Source organism: Chelatococcus sp. KU-N122, from assembly GCF_055391085.1.
In genome coordinates this window covers 215,413-236,128 of sequence record NZ_AP043981.1, presented here as the reverse complement: position 1 = coordinate 236,128, position 20,716 = coordinate 215,413, and the positions used below count along the sequence as shown (strand labels likewise).

General features: G+C 68.6%; 18 protein-coding genes. 16 read left to right on the top strand and 2 right to left on the bottom strand.

The window, feature by feature from the left end:
* Window positions 1–38 precede the first annotated feature (38 nt).
* From ruvB to tolB, 7 genes are all read left to right on the top strand, one after another.
* Window positions 39–1,082, top strand: a complete 1,044-nt coding sequence (gene ruvB, locus ACZ5PO_RS01035) for a Holliday junction branch migration DNA helicase RuvB (RefSeq protein ID WP_464189361.1) — start codon at window positions 39–41, stop codon at window positions 1,080–1,082.
* A 4-nt stretch (window positions 1,083–1,086) separates the two neighbouring features.
* Window positions 1,087–1,527, top strand: coding sequence for a tol-pal system-associated acyl-CoA thioesterase (gene ybgC / locus ACZ5PO_RS01030; protein ID WP_464197248.1), 441 nt, complete (start codon window positions 1,087–1,089; stop codon window positions 1,525–1,527).
* A gap of 94 nt (window positions 1,528–1,621) precedes the next feature.
* On the top strand, window positions 1,622–2,830 hold the full coding sequence (locus ACZ5PO_RS01025; protein ID WP_464189359.1) for an ABC transporter substrate-binding protein: 1,209 nt from the start codon (window positions 1,622–1,624) through the stop codon (window positions 2,828–2,830).
* An 827-nt stretch (window positions 2,831–3,657) separates the two neighbouring features.
* Window positions 3,658–4,371 carry a protein TolQ gene (gene tolQ, locus ACZ5PO_RS01020; RefSeq protein WP_464189357.1) on the top strand — a complete coding sequence of 238 codons (714 nt, stop codon included), beginning with the start codon at window positions 3,658–3,660 and terminating at the stop codon, window positions 4,369–4,371.
* Window positions 4,372–4,410: 39 nt separating this feature from the next.
* Window positions 4,411–4,863, top strand: coding sequence for an ExbD/TolR family protein (locus tag ACZ5PO_RS01015; RefSeq protein WP_464189355.1), 453 nt, complete (start codon window positions 4,411–4,413; stop codon window positions 4,861–4,863).
* 9 nt (window positions 4,864–4,872) lie between these two features.
* Complete coding sequence (locus ACZ5PO_RS01010; protein ID WP_464189353.1) at window positions 4,873–5,964, top strand: cell envelope biogenesis protein TolA; 1,092 nt, start codon at window positions 4,873–4,875, stop codon at window positions 5,962–5,964.
* A gap of 175 nt (window positions 5,965–6,139) precedes the next feature.
* The gene (gene tolB, locus ACZ5PO_RS01005) at window positions 6,140–7,561 is read left to right on the top strand and encodes a Tol-Pal system beta propeller repeat protein TolB (protein ID WP_464189351.1); all 1,422 of its coding nucleotides are present in this window, start codon (window positions 6,140–6,142) and stop codon (window positions 7,559–7,561) included.
* 38 nt (window positions 7,562–7,599) lie between these two features.
* Here the strand turns inward: tolB and ACZ5PO_RS01000 are convergent, their stop codons facing one another.
* The gene (locus tag ACZ5PO_RS01000; RefSeq protein ID WP_464189349.1) at window positions 7,600–7,887 is read right to left on the bottom strand and encodes a hypothetical protein; all 288 of its coding nucleotides are present in this window, start codon (window positions 7,885–7,887) and stop codon (window positions 7,600–7,602) included.
* 272 nt (window positions 7,888–8,159) lie between these two features.
* Here ACZ5PO_RS01000 and pal point away from each other — a divergent pair, with 272 nt between their 5' ends.
* The 4 genes from pal (at window position 8,160) to ftsH (ending at window position 12,979) form a co-directional block, all read left to right on the top strand.
* Window positions 8,160–8,699: a peptidoglycan-associated lipoprotein Pal gene (gene pal / locus ACZ5PO_RS00995; protein WP_464189347.1), complete on the top strand. Its 540-nt coding sequence runs from the start codon at window positions 8,160–8,162 to the stop codon at window positions 8,697–8,699.
* A 107-nt stretch (window positions 8,700–8,806) separates the two neighbouring features.
* Window positions 8,807–9,802: a tol-pal system protein YbgF gene (gene ybgF / locus ACZ5PO_RS00990; RefSeq protein ID WP_464189345.1), complete on the top strand. Its 996-nt coding sequence runs from the start codon at window positions 8,807–8,809 to the stop codon at window positions 9,800–9,802.
* A gap of 92 nt (window positions 9,803–9,894) precedes the next feature.
* Complete coding sequence (tilS, locus tag ACZ5PO_RS00985; protein ID WP_464197246.1) at window positions 9,895–10,926, top strand: tRNA lysidine(34) synthetase TilS; 1,032 nt, start codon at window positions 9,895–9,897, stop codon at window positions 10,924–10,926.
* A gap of 127 nt (window positions 10,927–11,053) precedes the next feature.
* Window positions 11,054–12,979, top strand: a complete 1,926-nt coding sequence (ftsH, locus tag ACZ5PO_RS00980) for an ATP-dependent zinc metalloprotease FtsH (protein ID WP_464189343.1) — start codon at window positions 11,054–11,056, stop codon at window positions 12,977–12,979.
* A 98-nt stretch (window positions 12,980–13,077) separates the two neighbouring features.
* Here ftsH and ACZ5PO_RS00975 read toward each other — a convergent pair whose 3' ends face one another.
* Window positions 13,078–13,323, bottom strand: a complete 246-nt coding sequence (locus tag ACZ5PO_RS00975; RefSeq protein WP_464189341.1) for a hypothetical protein — start codon at window positions 13,321–13,323, stop codon at window positions 13,078–13,080.
* A gap of 164 nt (window positions 13,324–13,487) precedes the next feature.
* Between ACZ5PO_RS00975 and ACZ5PO_RS00970 the strand changes: the two genes are divergently transcribed.
* The 5 genes from ACZ5PO_RS00970 to serA all read left to right on the top strand — a co-directional run bounded on the left by ACZ5PO_RS00970 (window position 13,488) and on the right by serA (window position 20,691).
* Window positions 13,488–14,681 (top strand): GGDEF domain-containing protein, encoded by a 1,194-nt coding sequence (locus tag ACZ5PO_RS00970; RefSeq protein WP_464189339.1) that lies wholly within the window; start codon window positions 13,488–13,490, stop codon window positions 14,679–14,681.
* A gap of 558 nt (window positions 14,682–15,239) precedes the next feature.
* Window positions 15,240–16,583: a phosphoglucosamine mutase gene (gene glmM / locus ACZ5PO_RS00965; protein WP_464189337.1), complete on the top strand. Its 1,344-nt coding sequence runs from the start codon at window positions 15,240–15,242 to the stop codon at window positions 16,581–16,583.
* A gap of 139 nt (window positions 16,584–16,722) precedes the next feature.
* The gene (locus ACZ5PO_RS00960; RefSeq protein WP_464189335.1) at window positions 16,723–17,523 is read left to right on the top strand and encodes an outer membrane protein; all 801 of its coding nucleotides are present in this window, start codon (window positions 16,723–16,725) and stop codon (window positions 17,521–17,523) included.
* A 248-nt stretch (window positions 17,524–17,771) separates the two neighbouring features.
* Window positions 17,772–18,944, top strand: coding sequence for a phosphoserine transaminase (locus tag ACZ5PO_RS00955; RefSeq protein ID WP_464189333.1), 1,173 nt, complete (start codon window positions 17,772–17,774; stop codon window positions 18,942–18,944).
* Between the two features lie 151 nt (window positions 18,945–19,095).
* Complete coding sequence (gene serA, locus ACZ5PO_RS00950) at window positions 19,096–20,691, top strand: phosphoglycerate dehydrogenase (RefSeq protein WP_464189331.1); 1,596 nt, start codon at window positions 19,096–19,098, stop codon at window positions 20,689–20,691.
* The last annotated feature ends 25 nt before the right edge of the window (window positions 20,692–20,716 follow it).

Genomic DNA, 20,716 nt, shown 5'->3' with positions numbered 1-20,716 from the left:
TTGATCAACGGAGACGATCGCCCGGGGGACGCGGCCTGATGCCGGCTGACCGCCTGATCACGCCCGAGCGCCGCGATGACGATGCCGATACCTCGCTCAGGCCGCTGGCGCTCGGCGAGTTCATCGGCCAGGCCCAGGCGCGCGCCAACCTGGCGGTGTTCATCCAGGCCGCCAAGGCCCGGGGCGACGCGCTCGACCACGTGCTGTTCGTTGGTCCGCCCGGCCTCGGCAAGACGACGCTGGCGCAGATCGTGGCGCGCGAGCTCGGCGTCAACTTCCGCTCCACGTCGGGCCCGGTGATCGCCAAGGCCGGCGATCTGGCCGCGCAGCTCACCAATCTGGACGAGCGCGACGTGCTCTTCATCGACGAGATCCACCGGCTCAATCCGGCCGTGGAGGAGATCCTCTATCCGGCCATGGAGGACTACCAGCTCGACCTGATCATCGGCGAAGGGCCGGCCGCCCGCTCGGTCAAGATCGACCTGCCCAAGTTCACGCTGGTCGGCGCCACCACCCGCCAGGGCCTGCTGACGACTCCTCTGCGCGACCGCTTCGGTATCCCGGTGCGGCTGTCGTTCTACACGGTGGCGGAGCTCGAGCTGATCGTGAAGCGCGGCGCGCGCGTGCTCGGCATCGGCATGACCGACGAGGGGGCGGACGAGATCGCGCGGCGCGCCCGCGGCACGCCCCGCATCGCCGGGCGCCTGCTCCGGCGCGTGCGCGACTTTGCCGCCGTCGAGGGCGCCGACCGGGTGACGCGCGCCATCGCCGACCGGGCGCTCTGCCTGCTGGACGTGGATGCCATCGGCCTCGATCTCATGGACCGGCGCTACCTCAGCATGATCGCCACCTCCTTCGGCGGCGGGCCGGTGGGGGTCGAGACCATCGCCGCGGCCCTGTCCGAGCCGCGTGACGCCATTGAGGAGATCATCGAGCCGTTCCTGATCCAGCAGGGTTTCGTGCAGCGCACGCCGCGGGGCCGGCTGCTGACGCCGCACGCGTTCCGCCATCTCGGCCTGGCCGAGCCGGCGCGGCCGGCGCAGTTCGGCCTGTTCGGCGCGGAGGGCGGCACGGATGAGTGAACCGATGGGCAACGGCGCGGCGCTGGTTCCCGTCTCGGGCCGCGCCGAGGACGGCTGCCACCTGCTCGCCGTCCGGGTCTACTACGAGGATACGGACTTCTCTGGCGTGGTCTACCACGCCAACTACCTGCGCTTCCTGGAGCGGGGACGCACCGAATCGCTGCGCCTGCTCGGCGCCAGCCAGTCCGAGCTGCTGGCCGGCGACGGCCTGTTCTTCGCCGTGCGCAAGATGATCATCGATTGGCGGCTGCCGGCGCGGATGGACGACGTGCTCATCGTCGAGACCCGCACCCGCGAGGTCCGTGGCGCTTCGCTCATCATCGACCAGCGCCTGCTGCGCGGCGACGAGGTGCTGCTCACCGCGGAGGTCCGTGTCGCCGCCATCCTGGGCGGCCGGCCGGCGCGCATTCCCGATGCCATGCGCGCCCTGCTGACGGGTGACTAATTTATAACGCGATCTAACGACTTGATCGGGCCGCGCGACGCGCTACAACGCTGACAAACAAGCGTTAGATCAGGGACCATCCAAGGAGCTTTCGATGACCATGCCGATCATCCGTCTCGCCGCCGCGGTGGCGTTGATCTGCGCCGCGTCGGCGGCGCCGGCTCAGGAGAAGAAGTACAGCGAAGGCGCCAGCGACACCGAGGTGAAGCTCGGCCAGACGATGCCCTACAGCGGGCCGCTGTCGGCCCACGGCATCCAGGGGCGCAGCGAGGTCGCCTACTTCAACATGCTCAACGAGACGCAGGGGGGCATCAACGGCCGCAAGATCAACCTGATCTCGCTCGACGACGCCTTCTCGCCGCCCAAGACGGTGGAGCAGACCCGCAAGCTGGTGGAGCAGGACGGCGTGCTGGCGCTGTTCGGCTCGAGCGGCACCGCCGCCCAGTCCGCCGTGCAGAAGTACCTGAACGGCAAGAAGATCCCGCAGCTCCTGCTCAGCACCGGCGCCAACAAGTGGAACCAGCCGAAGGCGTTCCCGTGGAGCACGCCGGCCTTCTTCCTCTATGGCACCGAGGGCGAGGTGCTCGGCCGCTACCTGCTGAAGGTGAAGCCCGACGCCAAGATCGGCATCCTCTACCAGAACGATGATTTCGGTAAGGACTACGTGGCCGGCTTCAAGAAGGCGCTGGGCGACAAGGCGGCGACGATGATCGTCAAGGAGGTCACCTACGAGCTGAGCGACCCGACGCTCGACAGCCAGGTGCTGGCGCTCAAGAACTCCGGCGCCGACACGTTCTTCAACGTCAGCCTCGGCAAGGCGACGTCGCAGATCTACAAGAAGGTGTACGAGCTCAACTGGCAGCCGCTGCAGCTCGTGGTGAGCCCCTCGACCGGCCGCGTCTTCCTCGAGGCGGCGGGACTGGAGACGGTCAAGGGCATCGTCAGCGCCACCGCCTACAAGCAGTTCACCAGCCCGCGCTGGGCCAACGATCCGGACGTGATCGCCTACAAGGAATTCCAGAAGAAGTACCTGCCCAACGACGATCCGATGAACGAGATCGGCTTCGCGACCTACTCGTTCGCCCACGTCATGGCGCACATCATCCGCGCCTGCGGCGACGATCTGACCCGCGAGAACCTGCTGAAGCAGGCGACCAACCTCAAGAACGTGCGCGCGCCGGCGCTGCTGCCCGGCACCACCTACAGCACGACGCCGGACGACTACGTGCCGTTCAAGCGCCTGCAGGTGCAGCGCTTCGACGGCAACGACTGGGTGCCGCTGGAGGAGATCACGGCCGAGTAGGGCGCCGCTGCGCTGGGCTGTTGACGGGCTGACGGGGGTGCCGGCAGCGCAGCCGCCCACCCCGTCCGAGTCCGGGATCAGGGGGCTCGGAAACAGAAAGACCTCGGCCGTGGCCGAGGTCTTTGTCTTTAATAGGGGGACGAGGCAGGCCCTCTTGCTTGATCCCTCCTGGCACTTCGCGGCGGAGGGGCCTCCTGCTGGCGTCGGGAGCTGGGCGAGCCGGAGGGACCGGCGGGCTTCAGCTGCCACACGCCTCCGCGCCATGCCGAGGGCAAGCCCGGCCGTGACGTGTGAGTGCGCGGTTGCGACGGGGCGACCGCCGCGTGCGCGCGGCGCCTGTGGCCGATCGACGCCGAGACAGGTCCGTCAACTGTCCGTTAACGTTAATCGCGTCTGATCCCGGGCGCGGCCCCCGATTGGGCCGGGGCCTCGGCAAACCCTTGCCGTGGCCCTGCTTTCGACAGATTCTGGGGCGAGGGAGAGGACTGTGAACTCCCCGTCCCCGTGATGATTGACGTCTCATGCGGCTTGTGTCGCTCCATGAGGATGGCGGTTTGGCTTGGTTGTTGCTGCGCGGCGCGGTTAGGCGCCCTGGCGTCTGTTGCGCGCCGTGCGGCTGGTTCTGCGAGCAGCGTGTGCGTGCGCCGGTCGAGATGAAAGCGCCTGTCGATGCGTAACGCCGATGTTCGGGAACGGCACCCGAGCGCATCGGAGCTAGACGGCCGGCCCGGTTTAGAGCGGTCCGGTGCGCAACCGAGATGGAACGGCGGCTTCGACCCGGTCGAGTCGCGTGGCACCCCGATGCACCCGTTCGAGAGGAATGGCCGATGAATCCCGCCGACGTGGCCCAGGGCGCCCTGCCCATAGGCGAAATCTCCCTGTGGCACATGTTCTGGCAGGCCCACTTCATCGTGAAGCTGGTCATGCTCGGGCTCGCTGCCGCGTCCGTGTGGTCGTGGGCGATCATCATCGACAAGGCGCTGCTGTTCTCGCGCACGCGGCGACAGATGAACGATTTCGAGGACACCTTCTGGTCCGGCCAGTCCCTGGAGGAGCTCTATCGCTCGCTGGCCGCCGCCACGCCGACGGGAATGGCGGCGCTGTTCGTCGCCGCCATGCGCGAGTGGAAGCGATCGTTCGAGGGCACCGGGCGCTCCATCGCCTCGCTGCCGCAGCGCATCGACAAGGTGCTCGACGTGTCCATCCAGCGCGAGATGGAGCGGTTCGAATCCAAGCTCCTCGTCCTGGCGACGATCGGGTCGTCGGCCCCCTTCATCGGCCTGTTCGGCACGGTGTGGGGCATCATGACCTCGTTCCGCTCGATCGCCGCCTCCAAGAACACGTCGCTCGCCGTCGTGGCGCCTGGCATCGCGGAGGCCCTGTTCGCCACCGCCATCGGCCTGGTTGCCGCGGTGCCGGCGGTCATCGCCTACAACAAGTACCAGGCCGAGGCGGCCAAGGCCCAGGCGCGGCTCGAGGGCTTCGCCGACGAATTTTCGTCCATCCTGTCACGTCAGATCGACGAGCGGATGGCAGCCTGACGGCGATGCGGCCGACGATGACGATCGGAGATTGAGCACATGGGTATGGCAGCGGGCGCGCCCGGCCAGGCGGGTGGCCGCCGACGCCGACGCCGTGGCGGTCGGGCCGGCGCATTCACCGACATCAACATGACGCCGTTCATCGACGTCATGCTGGTGCTGCTGATCGTCTTCATGGTCGCGGCGCCGCTGTTGACGGCCGGGGTGCCCGTCGACCTGCCGCAGAGCGCCGCCAAGCCGCTCAACGTCGACCACAAGCCGGTGACGCTCTCCATCGACGAGCGCGGCCGCGTCTTCCTCGGCGACCAGCCGCTGCCGGACAACGACATCGTCTCCCGCCTGCAGCAGACCGCCAAGGCCGGCATGGACGAGCGCATCTACCTGCGCGGCGCCAAGAAGGTCGACTATGGCCGGGTCGCCCAGGTGATGGGGCTGATCACGGCGGCAGGCTTCAAGAAGGTCGCCCTGGTTACCGAGCCGGACCAGAGCTGAGCGCGGTCGATGCGGCTTCCCTTCTCCCGACAGGAGCCAGGTCTGGCGGTCTCGAGCGTGATGCACGCGGCGTTCGTCGTCGCGGGGCTGATCGCGCTCGCCGCAGCGCCGCGCTTCGGCGATCAGGAGGAGGCGGTTCCGGCCGAGATCATCACCGAAGAGCAGTTGCGGGCCATCACTCAGGGCGACAAGACCGCCAAGGAGGTCCAGCCCGATCCCAAGCCCCGCGTCGACAAGGTCGCGGAGGTCAAGGTCCAGCAGCCCGATCCTGGCGAGCATGAGGAGGACAAGCAGGCGCCGATCCCGCCGGCTCGTCCGCCCGACCTCGTTGCCGCCGAAAAGGAGACGCCGCCGGAACCGCCCAAGCCGGAACCGAAGCCCGAGCCCAAGCCGCAGCCTCCGAAGGTGGAGCCCAAGCCGGAGCCGCCCAAGCCGGAGCCGCCCAAACCCGAGCCCAAGCCCGACCCGACGCCTGAGCCCAAGCCGGAACCGAAGCCGGAACCCAAGCCCGAGCCCAAGCCCGATCCCAAGCCGCAGCCCAAGGTCGAGCAGAAGCCCCAGCCCAAGCCCGAGCCGAGGAAGCAGGATCTGGCCAAGCTGATCGAGCAGACGACGCCGCCGGAGCCGCCCAAGGCCAAGCCGGCGCCGCCCGAGAAGCGCTTCAATCCGACCGATATCCGCAAGCTGCTGCAGAGCAACGACGCGGCGCATCGGGCGGCGTCGACCGGCGCGGAAGTGAACAACCGCGTGGCCTCTCTCGGCACCGAGACCGGCCGGGCGCCGAAGCTGTCGATGTCGCAGCGGGACGCGCTCGGCGCGATCGTCAAAGAACAGGTGAGCGCATGCTTTTCGCCGCCGCCGGGAGCCGACCCGGGGCTCAGGCCGCGCATCCGCATGGCGATCAACCAGGACGGGTCGCTGGCGGCGCAGCCGGTCTGGACCAACCCGTCCCGGGATCCGGGCTTTCGGTCCGTCGCCGACGCGGCCATGCGCGCGGTCAGGCGGTGCAGCCCGCTCCGCATCCCCGCCCGCTACATACCTTACTACGAGGGCAAGGACGGCTGGCGTGACTGGGAAATTACGTTCGAGAGCGTCACCTGATGCGTGAACACCACGCGGATATGCCGCGCACCTCCGACACGACGATATCGGCTTGCCTTACGTCTCGGGCCGCGCTGGGAAGGCTGAGGCATGATCTGCACAGCTGACGCTCGTGCCGACACGCTTTTGCCATCTCATGCCGCGACAAGCCGCCATCCCAACGAAGATATAACCGATGATTGCTGATACCATGGATCACCGTGACGGGGCCGCCGTGGGCGCGCGCAGCTGTGCGACGGTGGCAGCCGATGGCGCTCCCCGCAGCCGGAGGCGCTCTGCGGCCTCGACCCTGCTCCGGGCGCTGCACGTTCTCGTCGGCTTCATCGCGGTCGGTGCCGCGAGCCCGGCCGCCGCCGAGATGAGGATCACGATCGATCGGGGCAACTTCCAGCCGCTGCCGATCGCCGTCACGGACTTCAGCGGGGACCCGGAGCTCGGCGCCAAGATCGCCGGCATCATCAGCGCGGACCTCAAGCGGTGCGGCTATTTCGTGCCGCTCGACAAGGCGGCGTTCCCCGAGCGGTCGATGAACTTCGACGCGGCGCCGCAGTTTGCCGCCTGGCAGGCTATCAACGCCCAGGCGCTGGTGACCGGCCGCGTCAGCCGCGACGGCAGCGGCCGGCTGAAGACCGAGTATCGGCTGTGGGACACTGCGGCCGGCCAGCAGCTCGACGGCCAGCAGTTCTTCACCGACGCCAACAACTGGCGCCGCATCGGCCACATCATCGCCGACGCGGTCCTGACCCGCGTCACCGGCTTCAAGGGCATGTTCGACACCCGCGTCGTCTTCGTCGACGAGAGCGGCACCAAGGAGAACCGCCGCAAGCGGCTCGCCATGATGGACCAGGACGGCGCCAACGTCCGCTATCTCACCCGCGGCGAGGAGATGGTGGTGACGCCGCGCTTTTCGTTCAATTCGCAGGACGTGGCGTTCATGTCGCAGCGGCGCGGCGAGCAGCCGCGCGTGCAGGTGGTCAACGTCGAGACCGGCCAGCGCCAGGTGGTCGGCAATTTCCCGGACATGACGTCGAGCCCGCGCTTCTCGCCGGACGGCCAGCGCATCCTGCTCAGCCTCCAGCAGGGCGGCAACGCCAACATCTACGTCATGGACCTCGCCTCGCGCACGACGACCCGCCTGACTACGGCGAGCGCCATCGACACCTCGCCGTCCTATTCGCCGGACGGCCAGCGCATCGTGTTCGAGAGCGACCGCGGCGGCAGCCCGCAGATCTACGTGATGAGCGCGTCGGGCGGCGAGGCCCAGCGCATCTCCTTCGGCGAGGGGCGCTACGGCCAGCCGGTGTGGTCGCCGCGCGGCGACTACATCGCCTTCACGCGCCAGAGGGGCGGCACCTTCGCCATCGGCATCATGAAGCCGGACGGCTCCGGCGAGCGCATCCTGACCGAGGGCTTTCACAACGAGGGCCCGACGTGGGCGCCGAACGGCCAGTTCCTGATGTTCTTCCGGGATCCGGGCGGTGAAGCCGGCGGCAAGATCTACATGGTCGACGTCACCGGCCGCGTCGAGGTGCCGATCCCGACGCCAGGCTACGCCTCGGATCCCGCCTGGTCGGGGGTGCTCGGCGACATGCGCTGAGCAGGGTATCCGCGGCAGCATTCGTGCGCGAGGTCTCCTCAGGGATGGGGCGGCAGCGTCGGTTGACCGGCGCGGACGAGCCAGCTCACCGAGGCGTAGGCGCCGAGCCAGGAGCCCAGCGCCGCGAACAGCACGTAGGCGGCATTGCCCGTGTAGTTGATGACGGCGAACGCCGACAGCAGGTACCAGACGGCGCTCCAGTTGGCGGCGCGCACCCGGTGGCGGGCGACCACCGCGGCGTTGAAGAACACGTAGGCCATGTCGGTGACCGCGGTCGCCAGCACGACGCCCAGGGCAATCAACGGATCGATCTCGCTCAAGCTCATGTCCGCCCCTCCTGTCCCGTTCTAGCAAAGGTGTCGCGGCGCGACGACGGCCTGATGAAGCGGGCGCCAAGGTCACCAAACCGTCCGATTTACCCTTGATTAACGTTGCCGACAGCTTCCCGCCCGCGGATCGCCGCGGCCCCCCGCGCGAAAGCCTTCATCAAGGTTGACGGAACGTTCGCTTAACCGGGCAGGGCTATCCCTGTGTCGAGGAACCATGGATCCGGCCTCGATCCCGGATCCGCGCAGTGCTTGCAGTCGAAGGATGGTTGATGATGTCGCTGACGGGATTTGATCAGGCGACGGCCTCGGTCGGCAGAAGGGCCGGGGGGCGCCCGCGCTCCGCGGCGCTCGCGCTCGCCGTCGGGGCCGCGCTGGCGATGGCCGGCTGCGCCAAGAACGACTCGGCGGCCGGGTTGGCCGCCGGCGCCGGCAGCGCGGCGCCGGGCAGCGCCCAGGACTTCGTCGTCAACGTGGGCGACCGGGTGTTCTTCGAATCCGATCAGTCCGATCTGACCCCCCAAGCCGTGGCTACGCTCGACAAGCAGGCGGCGTGGCTGTCGCAGTACCCCCGCTACACCTTCCTCATCGAAGGTCACGCCGACGAGCGCGGCACCCGCGAGTACAACTTCTCGCTGGGCGCGCGCCGGTCCCAGGCGGTGCGCGACTACCTGAGCACGCGCGGCATTTCCGCCTCGCGCATGCGCACCATCTCGTACGGCAAGGAACGGCCGGTCGCCGTGTGCAACGACATCTCCTGCTGGTCGCAGAATCGCCGTGCGGTGACGGTGCTCGACGGCGGCGCCTCCTGAGGCCGTACGTCCGCCGCAGTCATATTTTGGCCCTGGGAAGCCGCTTGTGCTAACCACATAGGCGGCTTCTGCCGTCTGCCATCCATGAACCTGCGGACCTCTGATCGATGACCGTCTTCTGGCCGCTCGCGCGTAGTCTTGCCGTCGCATTGGCCCTTGCGGCGTTTGTCCAGCCCGCCTTGGCGCAGGACCCGGGCGACATGATCGTGCGCATCGGTCGCCTGGAGAGCCAGCTGCGGCAGATGTCCGGACAGATCGAGCAGCTGCAGTTCGAGAACCGCCGCCTCTCCGATCAGCTGCGCAAGTTCCAGGACGACGTCGAGTTCCGCTTCCAGGACAAGGCCGGCGGCGGCTCGAGCGCGCGCTCGGCGCCTCAGCAAGGCGCCCCATCGACGTCGCAACAGGCGCCGCGCGGCTCCCAGCGCCGTGGCGACGCTTTCGACCCGAGCCGCAGTCCGAACGCTCCGGGGACGCCCCAACCCCTCGGCTCGCCTCGTTCGGCGGCGCCGCCGCTTGCGCCGGACAGTCGCCCCCCGGCCGTGGTCGGCGGGGGCCCCGGCGTGCCGCAAGGCGCCATCGCCACGGGCGGTGTGCAGATCGTCGACGAGCAGGACGACAACACCCGCCTGGCGGCGGCCGATCCCGAGGCGCCCATGGACGACAGCGGCGGCCCGCCGCCGCCGCGCGGCGGCACCTCGATCGCCTCGACCGGCAACCCCGTCTCGCCGCGTGCCGACTACGATGCCGCCTTCAGCGACATGTCGCAGCGCCAGTACGATCAGGCGGAGATGGGGTTCCGACGCTACCTGCAGTCGCATCCGCGTGACCGGCTGGTGCCGGACGCCACCTACTGGCTGGGCGAGAGCTACTACCAGCGCGGCCGCTACCGCGAAGCGGCCGAGCAGTTCCTCAAGGTCTCGACCGACTATGCCGGCTCGGGCAAGGCGCCGGACAGCCTGGTGAAGCTCGGCATGTCGCTCAACCGCATCGGCGCCCACGACCAGGCCTGCGCCACCTACGGCGAGGTCACCCGCAAGTACCCGCAAGCCTCGCCCGAGGTCCGCTCGGCCATCGATCGCGAGCGCCGCCGGGCCAAGTGCTGACTCCGGCTCGGGGCGCCGCGGCCGGGTCCGAGCCCGGCGCCGCGCCGCGCCCGGCCGCGGCCGGTGAGGTCCGCACCGGCGACGACACGCCTCTGGACGCTGCCGCCGCGGCCGAGCGCCTGCGTCCGATCGAGAGCGCCCGCGGCCTGCTGCTCGCCGTCTCCGGCGGCCCCGACTCCATGGCGCTGCTGCGCCTCGTCGCCGACTGGGCCAGGGCGCCGGGCCGCCCGCCCACGGAGGTTGCCACCGTCGACCACGGCTTGCGCCCCGAGGCACGGCGGGAATGCGAAGCGGTCGTCCGCTGGGCGGCAGCAGCGGGACTGGCGGCTACGATCCTGACCTGGGAGGGTGACAAGCCCGTCCGCGCCATTCAGGAGCGGGCGCGGGAGGCGCGCTATCGGCTGCTGAGCGGGCGGGCGCGGGCCATCGGCGCGAGCCATATCGTCCTCGCCCACCATGCCGACGACGCTGCCGAGACGGTGCTGCTACGCCTGCTCGGGGGCTCGGGCATCGCCGGCCTTGCCGGCATGGCGCCGCTGACGCCGCTCGACGGGCTCGTCCTCGCCCGTCCGCTGCTCGATGTGCCCAAGGCACGGCTGCTGGCGACCTGCCAGGTCCTGGGTCAAGATTATGTGAGCGATCCGAGCAATGCCGACACGCGCTTCCTGCGCCCACGGCTGCGCCGGATCAGCGCCGCCCTCGCCGCCGAAGGGCTCGACCGGGCTCGCCTGCTCAGGCTCGCCGCCCGCGCTGCGCGCGCCGATGAGGCGCTGCGGCAGATGACGGAGCCCGCCTGCGCCGCGTGCGCGCCGCGCGCCACGGCACAGGGCCTCACCTTCGCCGCTGCGGCCCTCGCCGCGCAGCCGGCCGAGATCGTCGTACGGGTTCTCGGCACGTTCATCGACGCGGTGCGGGCCCCGGGCTCGCGGGCGCCGCTGCGGCTGGAGCGGCTGGAGGCGCTGGCGCGGCGCTTCGCCGATGCGCAGGCTCGCCGCAGCCCCTTAAAATCGTCACTTGCCGGTACGATCTTATGCCTCGACACCGCCGGACGGGCGACGATCCTCCGTGAGGGCGATCGCAGGCGAGGGCGCCGCGCCGGCGGGCAACCGCTCGGCCAAGCCTGATCCGTTAAACACGGTTTTGCCTCGGAACCGTGCATTGACTTGGCAATGTGCCTGCACCGACTTACATTGAATAGGGAGCGCTCGCAGACGCCGAGCGGGCCGGATGGACCAGGACAATCGCAATAAGATGAACCCCAATTTTCGGAATTTTGCCCTTTGGGTCATCATTTTCCTGTTGGTTCTGGCGCTGGTCACGCTGTTCCAGAACCCCGGCCAACGTTCGGGTGGAAGCGAGATCGCCTATTCGCAACTGCTCAGCGATGCCGACAACGGGCGGATCGCCAGCGTCGTGATCTCCGGACAGGAGATCAACGGCACCTATACGGACAACCGGACGTTCCATACCTACGCGCCGTTCGATCCGGGCCTGATCTCCAAGCTGCAGGCCAAGGGCGTGCAGATTTCCGCCCGGCCGCCGCAGTCGGATACGCCGTGGTTCGTGGCGTTGCTGGTCAACTGGCTGCCCATCCTCGTCTTCATCGGCGCGTGGATCTTCCTGTCGCGGCAGATGCAGAACGGGGCCGGCCGGGCCATGGGCTTCGGCAAGTCCAAGGCCAAGCTGCTGACCGAGGCGCACGGCCGCGTCACCTTCGAGGACGTGGCGGGCGTCGAGGAGGCCAAGGACGACCTCCAGGAGATCGTCGAGTTCCTGCGTGACCCGCAGAAGTTCCAGCGGCTGGGCGGACGGATTCCGCGCGGCGTGCTGCTCGTCGGCCCACCCGGCACCGGCAAGACGCTGATCGCGCGCGCCGTGGCCGGTGAAGCCAACGTGCCCTTCTTCACCATCTCGGGCTCCGACTTCGTCGAGATGTTCGTGGGCGTCGGCGCCTCGCGCGTGCGCGACATGTTCGAGCAGGCGAAGAAGAATGCGCCGTGCATCATCTTCATCGACGAGATCGACGCCGTCGGCCGCCATCGTGGCGCCGGCCTCGGCGGCGGCAACGACGAGCGCGAGCAGACGTTGAACCAGCTGCTGGTCGAGATGGATGGCTTCGAGACCAACGAGGGCATCATCATCATCGCGGCCACCAACCGGCCCGACGTGCTCGATCCCGCGCTGCTGCGTCCCGGCCGCTTCGATCGCCAGATCGTCGTGCCCAACCCGGACGTGATCGGCCGCGAGCGCATCCTGCGCGTGCACGTGCGCAAGGTGCCGCTGGCGCCGGACGTCGACCTCAAGACCATCGCACGGGGCACGCCCGGCTTCTCCGGCGCCGACCTCATGAACCTGGTCAACGAGGCGGCGCTGCTGGCGGCGCGGCGCGGCAAGCGCATCGTGACCATGGCCGAGTTCGAGGACGCCAAGGACAAGGTCATGATGGGCGCCGAGCGCCGCACCCTGGTCATGACCGACGACGAGAAGCGGCTCACCGCCTATCACGAGGCGGGGCATGCGGTCGTCGCCCTCAACGTGCCGGCCACCGATCCGGTGCACAAGGCGACCATCATCCCCCGCGGCCGCGCGCTCGGCATGGTCATGCAGCTGCCCGAGCGGGACAAGCTGTCGATGAGCTACGAGCAGATGACCTCGCGGCTCGCCATCATGATGGGTGGCCGCGTCGCCGAGGAGATCATCTTCGGCGCCGACAAGGTCACCTCCGGTGCGGCGTCCGACATCCAGCAGGCGACCAAGCTCGCCCGCATGATGGTGACCCAGTGGGGCTTCTCGCAGGAGCTCGGCACCGTCATGTACGGCGACAACAACGACGAGGTCTTCCTGGGCTATTCCATCGGCAAGCAGCAGACGCTGTCCGAAGCGACCGCCCAGAAGATCGACGCCGAGATCCGTCGCCTGGTCGAGGAGGGGCTGGCCGAGGCCCGCCGCATCCTGACGACGAAGCGCGACGAACTGGAGTCGCTGGCCAAGGGCCTGCTGGAGTACGAGACGCTCTCCGGCGATGAGATCCGCGACCTGCTCGACGGCAAGCCACCGATTCGCGACAGCGGCGAGCCGGTGACGCCGGCCCGGGGCTCGCCGGTTCCGTCGGCCGGCCGCAACCGTCCGCCGCGCGGCGAGCCTGACGCCGGGCTGGAGCCGCAGCCGCAGGCCTGAGGCCGCTTCGCGGACATCATGAAAAATGCCGCCGCCCCGCAAGGAGCGGCGGCATTTTTCGTTCAGGCTGCGGAGTTAGAGCCTTCCAATAGAAAAGGCTACGACTGCCAGATCAGTGCCAGCAGCGCCGCCAGAAGGATGAGGGCGCAGACCAGCCAGCTCGTCCGCGCCGCGTTGTCGAGCACTGCGATCCGGCGCCGCCAATTCATGCGGTTGCGAACCAGCGCCTCGGCCACCCGATCCGGCGTGCCGGGCATCTCGGCCGAGAGCTGGTGGCGGGCCCGCTCCTCCAGCTCCTCGCGCCGGGTCCCGCTGTCGATCGCAGTGGCAATGATCTTGAACATGGTCCGCCGATCCGTTCCGCGCGGCGAGGCATAGGCGACATCGCCACGAATCGAAAGATGCGGATACCATGCCACGTCGGGACAGGCGTCATCTTGACGCTAAGGATGCAGGCCCATGATAACGTCATCATTGTCGACTTAAGTTGATCGTCTTACGGACGCCCATGACCGGCGCGGTTTTCGCTCTCATAGCCAATGTCTGCGTCGCGACGTTGTTTGCCGGAACGTTCCTGGCCTTGTCGCGGGTCGACGTGGCCTTTCGGCGAGTCGGCTGGTTTGCCCTGAGCTATGCGATCGGCGCTCTGACGCCTGCGGCCGAATTTCTCGTGCGGGTGACACCGTTTCCCGGCCTGTTCTCGGTCGTCAGCTTCACGATGTTCTCGCTGGCCTTCCACGTCACGGCCAAGGGCTTGGCCTCGTACTACCGCGAGCGCCTGTCGTCGGTGCTGCTGGTCGGGTCGTTCCTCGCCTCGATCGCCACCCGGATCGCCATCTGGGACGGCCCGCGCGACACGATGCCGTACGAGCTGATCTATCAGCTGCCCTTCGCCATCGGCCTCGGCATTTGCGCCATCGTCGTCTCCCGGGTTCCACACAAGCGCGGCGCCGACCGCCTGCTGGCGGCCATCCTGTGGGTGGTCGGCGCCCATTTCCTCGCCAAGCCCTACGCGGCCATGGTGCTCGGCTCCGGCGCCACCGCCAAGGACTATGCGCAAAGCACCTACGCACTGTTCTCGCAGGCGCTCAGCGGGATCCTGCTGATCGCGACCGCGCTGGCCATCCTGCTGGTGGTGGTGCGCGACATGCTCGATCACGCCCGGATCGACGAGTTGTCCGGCCTGCTGAACCGCCGGAGCTTCGACGTGAAATGCAAGGCCCGGTTGGCGCGTGCTACCGCCCGAGTCCATGCGGTCGTGGTCTTCGACCTCGATCAGTTCAAGTTCATCAACGACACCTACGGCCACGCGGCCGGGGACGAAGTCATCAGGGCGTTTGCGGGCATCCTGCGCGCCAACGCACCGGCGGACGCTGTCGTCGGCCGAATGGGGGGCGAGGAGTTCGCGGTCTTTCTCGCCGACGGCGACGAGGCCGCAGCCGCGATGGTCGGTGAGGCGATTCGCCAGCAGATCCGCATGCTCCCCATCGCGGCGCTGCCCGGCGGTGCGCGCGTAACGGTCAGCGTCGGCGTAGCGGAGTCGACCGCCGGCGAAGAATTCTCGCGGTTGATGCAGCGCGCCGACCGGGCGCTGTACGTCGCCAAGGGCTACGGCCGCGACCAGGTCGCCACCGCGAGCGCGGCCGCCGACGCGCCGACGGCGTCCGTCCTGGCATTCCGGCGGGCGTCGGGTGGCGCATGATGCCATGTCGCGGTCGGCGCGCTGCGGCGCCATGGACCCAGGCTCCGTCCGTAACACCCGGTTATGAACTGTGATGGGCGGGATGCGGCCATGATCTTGACCGGAGCAGGCGAACGCTGCTTTGTGGGCTGACGAGTATTCGTCGGGGGGTGACGAGATCTCGACGCCGGCATGCGTCGCGCCGACGAGCGGTGGATGCACGGTCCGGCCGCTGGCGTGCGTCCTGACCGGATGAACGCGCCCCAATCAGGAAGCGATCTGGATTCAAAGCGTTGGAGCATTCTTGCCTGATGAGGTGTCCCTATCCGATCGGGACTGCGCCAGAGCGCTTCGCGATGGCGGGACACACCCAGTCGCGAAAGAAGCGCTCCAGATTCAGAAAGTTATGAGCATTTCCGTGCCATTGGATGATCCCATCCAACGGCGAAATGCTCTAGGGTATCAAACCCCCTTTGAACACGCCTGATCGGCCGCGATCGACAGTGTGGGAACTTTGCGGCGACGGGTGAATAGCGTGGATGCCGTGCGGAACCTTCGATTCTTCGAGGACTTGAACACATGACGCGCAATTATTTCGGTACCGACGGCATCCGCGGGCGCGCCAACAGCGAGATCACGCCGGAGCTGGCCCTGAAGGTCGGCCAGGCGGCCGGCCTCATGTTCCGGCGCGGCGATCACCGCAACCGGGTGGTCATCGGCAAGGACACCAGGCTCTCCGGCTACATGATCGAGTCGGCGCTGCAGGCCGGCTTCACCTCCGTGGGCATGGACGTGTTGCTGCTCGGCCCGATGCCGACGCCTGCCGTCGCCATGCTCACCCGCTCCATGCGCTGCGACCTCGGCGTCATGATCTCCGCCTCCCACAACCCCTTCGAGGACAACGGCATCAAGCTGTTCGGGCCGGACGGCTACAAGCTGTCGGACGAGGTGGAGGCCGAGATCGAGGCGCTTCTGGAGAACGACCTCGGCAAGCGCCTGGCGGGTTCGGCCGACCTCGGCCGCGCCAAGCGCATCGAGAGCGTGCATGCCCGCTACATCGAGTTCGCCAAGCGGACGCTGCCGCGGGCGCTGGATTTCGAGGGGCTGCGCGTCGTCATCGATTGTGCCAACGGCGCCGCCTACCGGGTCGCGCCGGAGGCGCTGTGGGAGCTCGGGGCGGAGGTGTTTCCGCTCGGCGTCGAGCCCACCGGCCTCAACATCAACAAGGACGTGGGCTCCACCGCGCCGGAGGCGCTCACCCGCAAGGTGCGGGAGGTTCGCGCCGACGTGGGCATCGCGCTCGACGGCGATGCCGACCGGGTGATCGTCGTCGATGAGAAGGGCCACCTCATCGACGGGGACCAGCTGATGGCGGTGATCGCCAGGAGCTGGCAGGAGGATGACCTGCTGTCCAAGCCGGCCATCGTCGCCACGATCATGTCCAATCTCGGCCTGGAGCGCTATCTCGACGGCCTGGGCCTGGCGCTCGAGCGCACCGCTGTCGGCGATCGTTACGTACTCGAGCACATGCGCCGTAACGGCTACAACGTCGGCGGCGAGCAGTCCGGGCATATCATTCTGTCGGATTACGCGACGACCGGCGACGGCCTGCTGTCGGCTTTGCAGGTGCTGGCCGTGGTCAAGCGCTCCGGCAAGCCGGTCAGCGAGGTCTGCCACTCCTTCGAGCCCTATCCGCAGGTGCTGAAGAACATGCGCTACAAGGCGGGCCAGCGGCCGGCCGAGGAGAACGTGGTCTCGATCGTCGAGGCCGCTCGCGGCCGTCTCGGCAACGAGGGGCGGCTGGTCGTGCGCCCGTCCGGCACCGAGCCGGTCATCCGTGTGATGGGCGAGGGCGACGACCGCCAACTGGTGGAGCAGGTCGTCGACGACGTGATCGAGGCGCTGGCGAAGTCGGCCGCCTGACCAGCCCGCAAGGCTCTGCGGCTGGTGCTCACCCCTTAACCAAGCGAGTTAAGGTTAAGTCCGCATTAAGAGGTGTCTGGCACGTTGCGGGCGTTCCCCGGCGGCGTTCGACCGCCCGGGGCGCCAACACGGTGTGCCCATGGTCCGAGTTTCTCACGCTGCGGCGGCGGTCGTCGTCCTCGCCGCCTTGCCGGCCTTCGCCGCGGACCTGCCCCCCTTGCCTGACATCGAGCCCAGCACGCCCATCGCCATCGGCGGCGGCTGGTATCTGCGCGGCGACGTCGGGCTCGGCTCCACCAGCACGTCGCGGGCACGGACACCCACGGTCGATCTCGTGCCGATCGATACGGCGCTGGTCAGGCAGCGCATCGAGAACGGCTGGAGCATCGGCGGCGGCGTGGGTTATCGGTTCGGATCCAATTTCCGCGCCGATCTCACGGTCGGCGGCCTCGTCGGCCAGAGCTTTCGCGCGATCGGCATCGACGCGGTCAACGTCGGCAACCCGAGCTCTCCCGCTGCCTACTACAGGGCCGGCGTGAGCTCCACCGTTGCGCTGGTCAACGGCTATTGGGATATCGGGACGTGGGAAGGGATCACACCCTTCGTCGGCGCAGGCGTCGGCGTCGCCTACAATCGCCTGCATGGCATCAGCCGCGTCGATGTCGGCGCGCCGCTCGGACCGGCGACGGGCTATGACGCCATCGCCCACGGCAGCCGTACCCAGGCCGCCTTCGCGCTCTATGCCGGCCTCGCCTACGAGATAATGCCGGGAGTGACCGCCGAGGTGGCCTATCGCTACCTGAATCTCGGCTCGGCCGGCAGCAACCCAGGCATCTGCGGCACCGGCTACCTTTGCACGGCGGCGACACCGCTGCGGGTCAAGAGCATCAACAGCCAGGACGTGATGATCGGCGTCCGCTGGGACCTGAGCGGCGTGTAGGGTACGCGACAGCCCGGCCTCCGACACGTCATGGCCGGGCTCGAGCCGGCCATTCGTCCGTTTTGAACGGCAACAGCGTACGGACAGCCCTACCGGGCTGACGGCTCGCCGCGCCATGGCGGTGACCGATGCAAAGGGCGCGCGGCTGCTGCGCCCGAGATTGGTCTTGCGTGCGACCGCCGGTGAGCGTACCCGCATCGGCGGGACACTTCCCCCCAACGGGAAGCGCCCATCTGAAAGGATGGACCATGACGACGACGCCAAAGGTGCGGCCCGAGCGGCCGCAATTTTCGTCCGGCCCCTGCGCCAAGCGGCCGGGCTGGGCCCCCGAGGTTCTGAGCGACGCGCCGCTGGGCCGCTCGCACCGCGCCAAGGTCGGCAAAGCCAAGCTCAAGCTCGCCATCGACCTGACTCGCGAGATTTTGCAGGTGCCGGCGGACTATCGCATCGGCATCGTGCCGGCGTCCGATACCGGCGCCGTCGAGATGGCCCTGTGGTCGCTGCTCGGCGCGCGGCCGGTCGACATGCTGGCGTGGGAGAGTTTCGGCGAAGGCTGGGTGACCGACGTGGTCAAGCAGCTGAAGCTCGCCGATGCGCGCATCATCAAGGCCCCGTACGGCGAGCTGCCCGACCTGTCGCAGGTCGATACCCGCACCCGTGACGTGGTGTTCACCTGGAACGGCACGACGTCGGGCGTGCGCGTGCCCGACGCGGACTGGATCGCCGCCGACCGCGAGGGCCTGACCATCTGCGACGCGACGTCGGCGGCCTTCGCCCAGCGGCTGGACTTCGCCAAGCTCGATGTGGTGACCTTCTCCTGGCAGAAGGTGCTGGGCGGCGAGGGCGGCCATGGCGTGCTCATCCTGTCGCCACGGGCCGTGGCCAGGCTGCAAAGCTACGTGCCGCCGTGGCCGCTGCCGAAGATCTTCCGCATGACCTCGGGCGGCAAGCTGATCGAGGGCATCTTCGAGGGCGAAACCATCAACACGCCGTCGCTGCTGTGCGTCGAGGATTACATCGACGGCCTGAAGTGGGCGCAGTCGGTCGGCGGCCTGGAGGGGCTGATCGCCCGGGCGGACGCCAATGCCGGCGCGCTGTTCGACTGGACGGCGCGCAGCAGCTGGATCGGCAACCTCGCCAAGGTGCCGCACACCCGCTCCAACACCAGTGTCTGCTTGTCGATCACCGATCCGGAGGTCGTCTCGCGCGGCCCCGAGGCGGTCGCGACGGTGGCCAAGGCGATCGTTTCGCGCCTGGAGGCCGAAGGCGTCGCCTACGACATCGGCGCCTATCGCGACGCGCCGCCCGGCCTGCGCGTCTGGTGCGGCGCCACCATCGAGACCGCTGATGTCAAAGCCCTGACCCATTGGCTCGATTTCGCCTTCGCGGAAGCCAAGGCGAAGCTCGCCAAGGCGGCCTGACGAGGCCGTCGGCGCCGCCCGCGCCGGGCCGCCCACATCCGATGCCAAGCCGCGCCCGCGCCACGCCGGGCGCGGCGATCCCATTTCACCGCCGGCACCGCTTGCGCCTCGAACGACCATCGGCGCCGTGCCGCTCGACGACAGGTGATCCATGTCTGCCGCACCCCGAGTCCTGATTTCGGACGCCCTCTCTTCCGCCGCCGTGCAGATCTTCAAGGACCGCGGCATCGACGCCGACTTCCGTCCCGAGCTCGGCAAGGACAAGGACAAGCTCGCCGAGATCATCGGCAACTACGACGGCCTCGCCATCCGCTCGGCCACCAAGGTGACGCCGGCGATCCTGGCGCGCGCAGATCGCCTGCGCGTGATCGGCCGGGCCGGCATCGGCGTCGACAACGTCGATATTCCGGTGGCGACCGGTCGCGGCGTCATCGTCATGAACACGCCGTTCGGCAATTCCATCACCACCGCCGAGCATGCGATCGCGCTGATGTTCGCGCTCGCCCGCGAGATCCCGGCTGCCGATGCCTCCACCCAGGCCGGCAAGTGGGAGAAGAACCGCTTCATGGGCGTCGAGATCACCGCCAAGACGCTCGGCATCATCGGCTGCGGCAACATCGGCTCGATCGTCGCCGAGCGCGGTGTCGGCCTGCGCATGAAGGTCATCGCTTACGATCCGTTCCTGTCGCCGGAGCGGGCGCTGGACCTCGGCGTCGAGAAGGTCGAGCTCGACGAGCTGCTGCAGCGCGCCGATTTCATCACTCTGCATACGCCGCTCACCGACAAGACGCGCAACGTGCTGTCGGAGGCCAACCTGGCGAAGACCAAGCCGGGCGTGCGCATCATCAATTGCGCCCGCGGCGGCCTGGTGGACGAGGCGGCCCTGCGCCGGGCGCTGGACAGCGGCCACGTGGCAGGCGCCGCCTTCGACGTGTTCGTCGAGGAGCCGGCGACCTCCAACCCGCTGTTCGGCCACCCCAATGTGGTCTGCACCCCGCATCTGGGGGCGGCGACGACCGAGGCGCAGGAGAACGTCGCCCTCCAGGTCGCCGAGCAGATGTCGGAATACCTGCTGCGCGGGGCGATCCAGAACGCGGTGAACTTCCCGTCCATCACCGCGGAGGAAGCGCCCAAGCTCAAGCCCTTCATCACGTTGGCGGAGCGGCTGGGCTCGTTCGCCGGCCAGCTGACGGAATCCGGCATTAAGAGCATCCAGATCACCTACGAGGGCTCCGTTGCCGGCCTCAAGATCAAAGCGCTCACGGCGTCGGCGATCGCCGGCGTGCTCCGGCCGATGCTGCAGGACGTGAACGTCGTCTCGGCTCCCGCGGTCGCCAAGGAGCGCGGCATCGTGGTCGAGGAGACCATTCGCGAGGCGGAGGGCGACTACGACGCCCTGATCACGCTCGCCGTCACCACCGAGCGCCAGACGCGCGCCATCGCCGGCACCGTGTTCGCCGGCGGCAAGCCGCGCATCCTGTCGATCAAGGGCATCAATGTGGACGCCGAGTTCGGTCCGTCGATGCTCTACGTGACCAACGAGGACAAGCCGGGCTTCATCGGCCGCTTTGCCAGCGCCCTGGGGGAGGCGGGCGTCAACATCGCCACCTTCGCGCTCGGCCGCGACGCGCCGGGCGGGTCGGCCATTGCGCTGGTCGAAGTCGACGGTGCCGTGCCGCCGCAGGTGCTGGAGACGGTCAAGGCCATTCCGGGCGTGAAGCAGGTCAAGGCGCTGAGCTTCACGTGAGGCCTGTCCTGAGACCGCGATCCGT

Bases quoted from the DNA above. Each gene is read 5' to 3' on its own strand.
- ruvB (WP_464189361.1), top strand. From the start codon at position 39: ATGCCGGCTGACCGCCTGATCACGCCCGAGCGCCGCGATGACGATGCC.
- ybgC (WP_464197248.1), top strand. From the start codon at position 1,087: ATGGGCAACGGCGCGGCGCTGGTTCCCGTCTCGGGCCGCGCCGAGGAC.
- ACZ5PO_RS01025 (WP_464189359.1), top strand. From the start codon at position 1,622: ATGACCATGCCGATCATCCGTCTCGCCGCCGCGGTGGCGTTGATCTGC.
- tolQ (WP_464189357.1), top strand. From the start codon at position 3,658: ATGAATCCCGCCGACGTGGCCCAGGGCGCCCTGCCCATAGGCGAAATC.
- ACZ5PO_RS01015 (WP_464189355.1), top strand. From the start codon at position 4,411: ATGGGTATGGCAGCGGGCGCGCCCGGCCAGGCGGGTGGCCGCCGACGC.
- ACZ5PO_RS01010 (WP_464189353.1), top strand. From the start codon at position 4,873: ATGCGGCTTCCCTTCTCCCGACAGGAGCCAGGTCTGGCGGTCTCGAGC.
- tolB (WP_464189351.1), top strand. From the start codon at position 6,140: ATGATTGCTGATACCATGGATCACCGTGACGGGGCCGCCGTGGGCGCG.
- ACZ5PO_RS01000 (WP_464189349.1), bottom strand. From the start codon at position 7,887: ATGAGCTTGAGCGAGATCGATCCGTTGATTGCCCTGGGCGTCGTGCTG.
- pal (WP_464189347.1), top strand. From the start codon at position 8,160: ATGATGTCGCTGACGGGATTTGATCAGGCGACGGCCTCGGTCGGCAGA.
- ybgF (WP_464189345.1), top strand. From the start codon at position 8,807: ATGACCGTCTTCTGGCCGCTCGCGCGTAGTCTTGCCGTCGCATTGGCC.
- ftsH (WP_464189343.1), top strand. From the start codon at position 11,054: ATGAACCCCAATTTTCGGAATTTTGCCCTTTGGGTCATCATTTTCCTG.
- ACZ5PO_RS00975 (WP_464189341.1), bottom strand. From the start codon at position 13,323: ATGTTCAAGATCATTGCCACTGCGATCGACAGCGGGACCCGGCGCGAG.
- ACZ5PO_RS00970 (WP_464189339.1), top strand. From the start codon at position 13,488: ATGACCGGCGCGGTTTTCGCTCTCATAGCCAATGTCTGCGTCGCGACG.
- glmM (WP_464189337.1), top strand. From the start codon at position 15,240: ATGACGCGCAATTATTTCGGTACCGACGGCATCCGCGGGCGCGCCAAC.
- ACZ5PO_RS00960 (WP_464189335.1), top strand. From the start codon at position 16,723: ATGGTCCGAGTTTCTCACGCTGCGGCGGCGGTCGTCGTCCTCGCCGCC.
- ACZ5PO_RS00955 (WP_464189333.1), top strand. From the start codon at position 17,772: ATGACGACGACGCCAAAGGTGCGGCCCGAGCGGCCGCAATTTTCGTCC.
- serA (WP_464189331.1), top strand. From the start codon at position 19,096: ATGTCTGCCGCACCCCGAGTCCTGATTTCGGACGCCCTCTCTTCCGCC.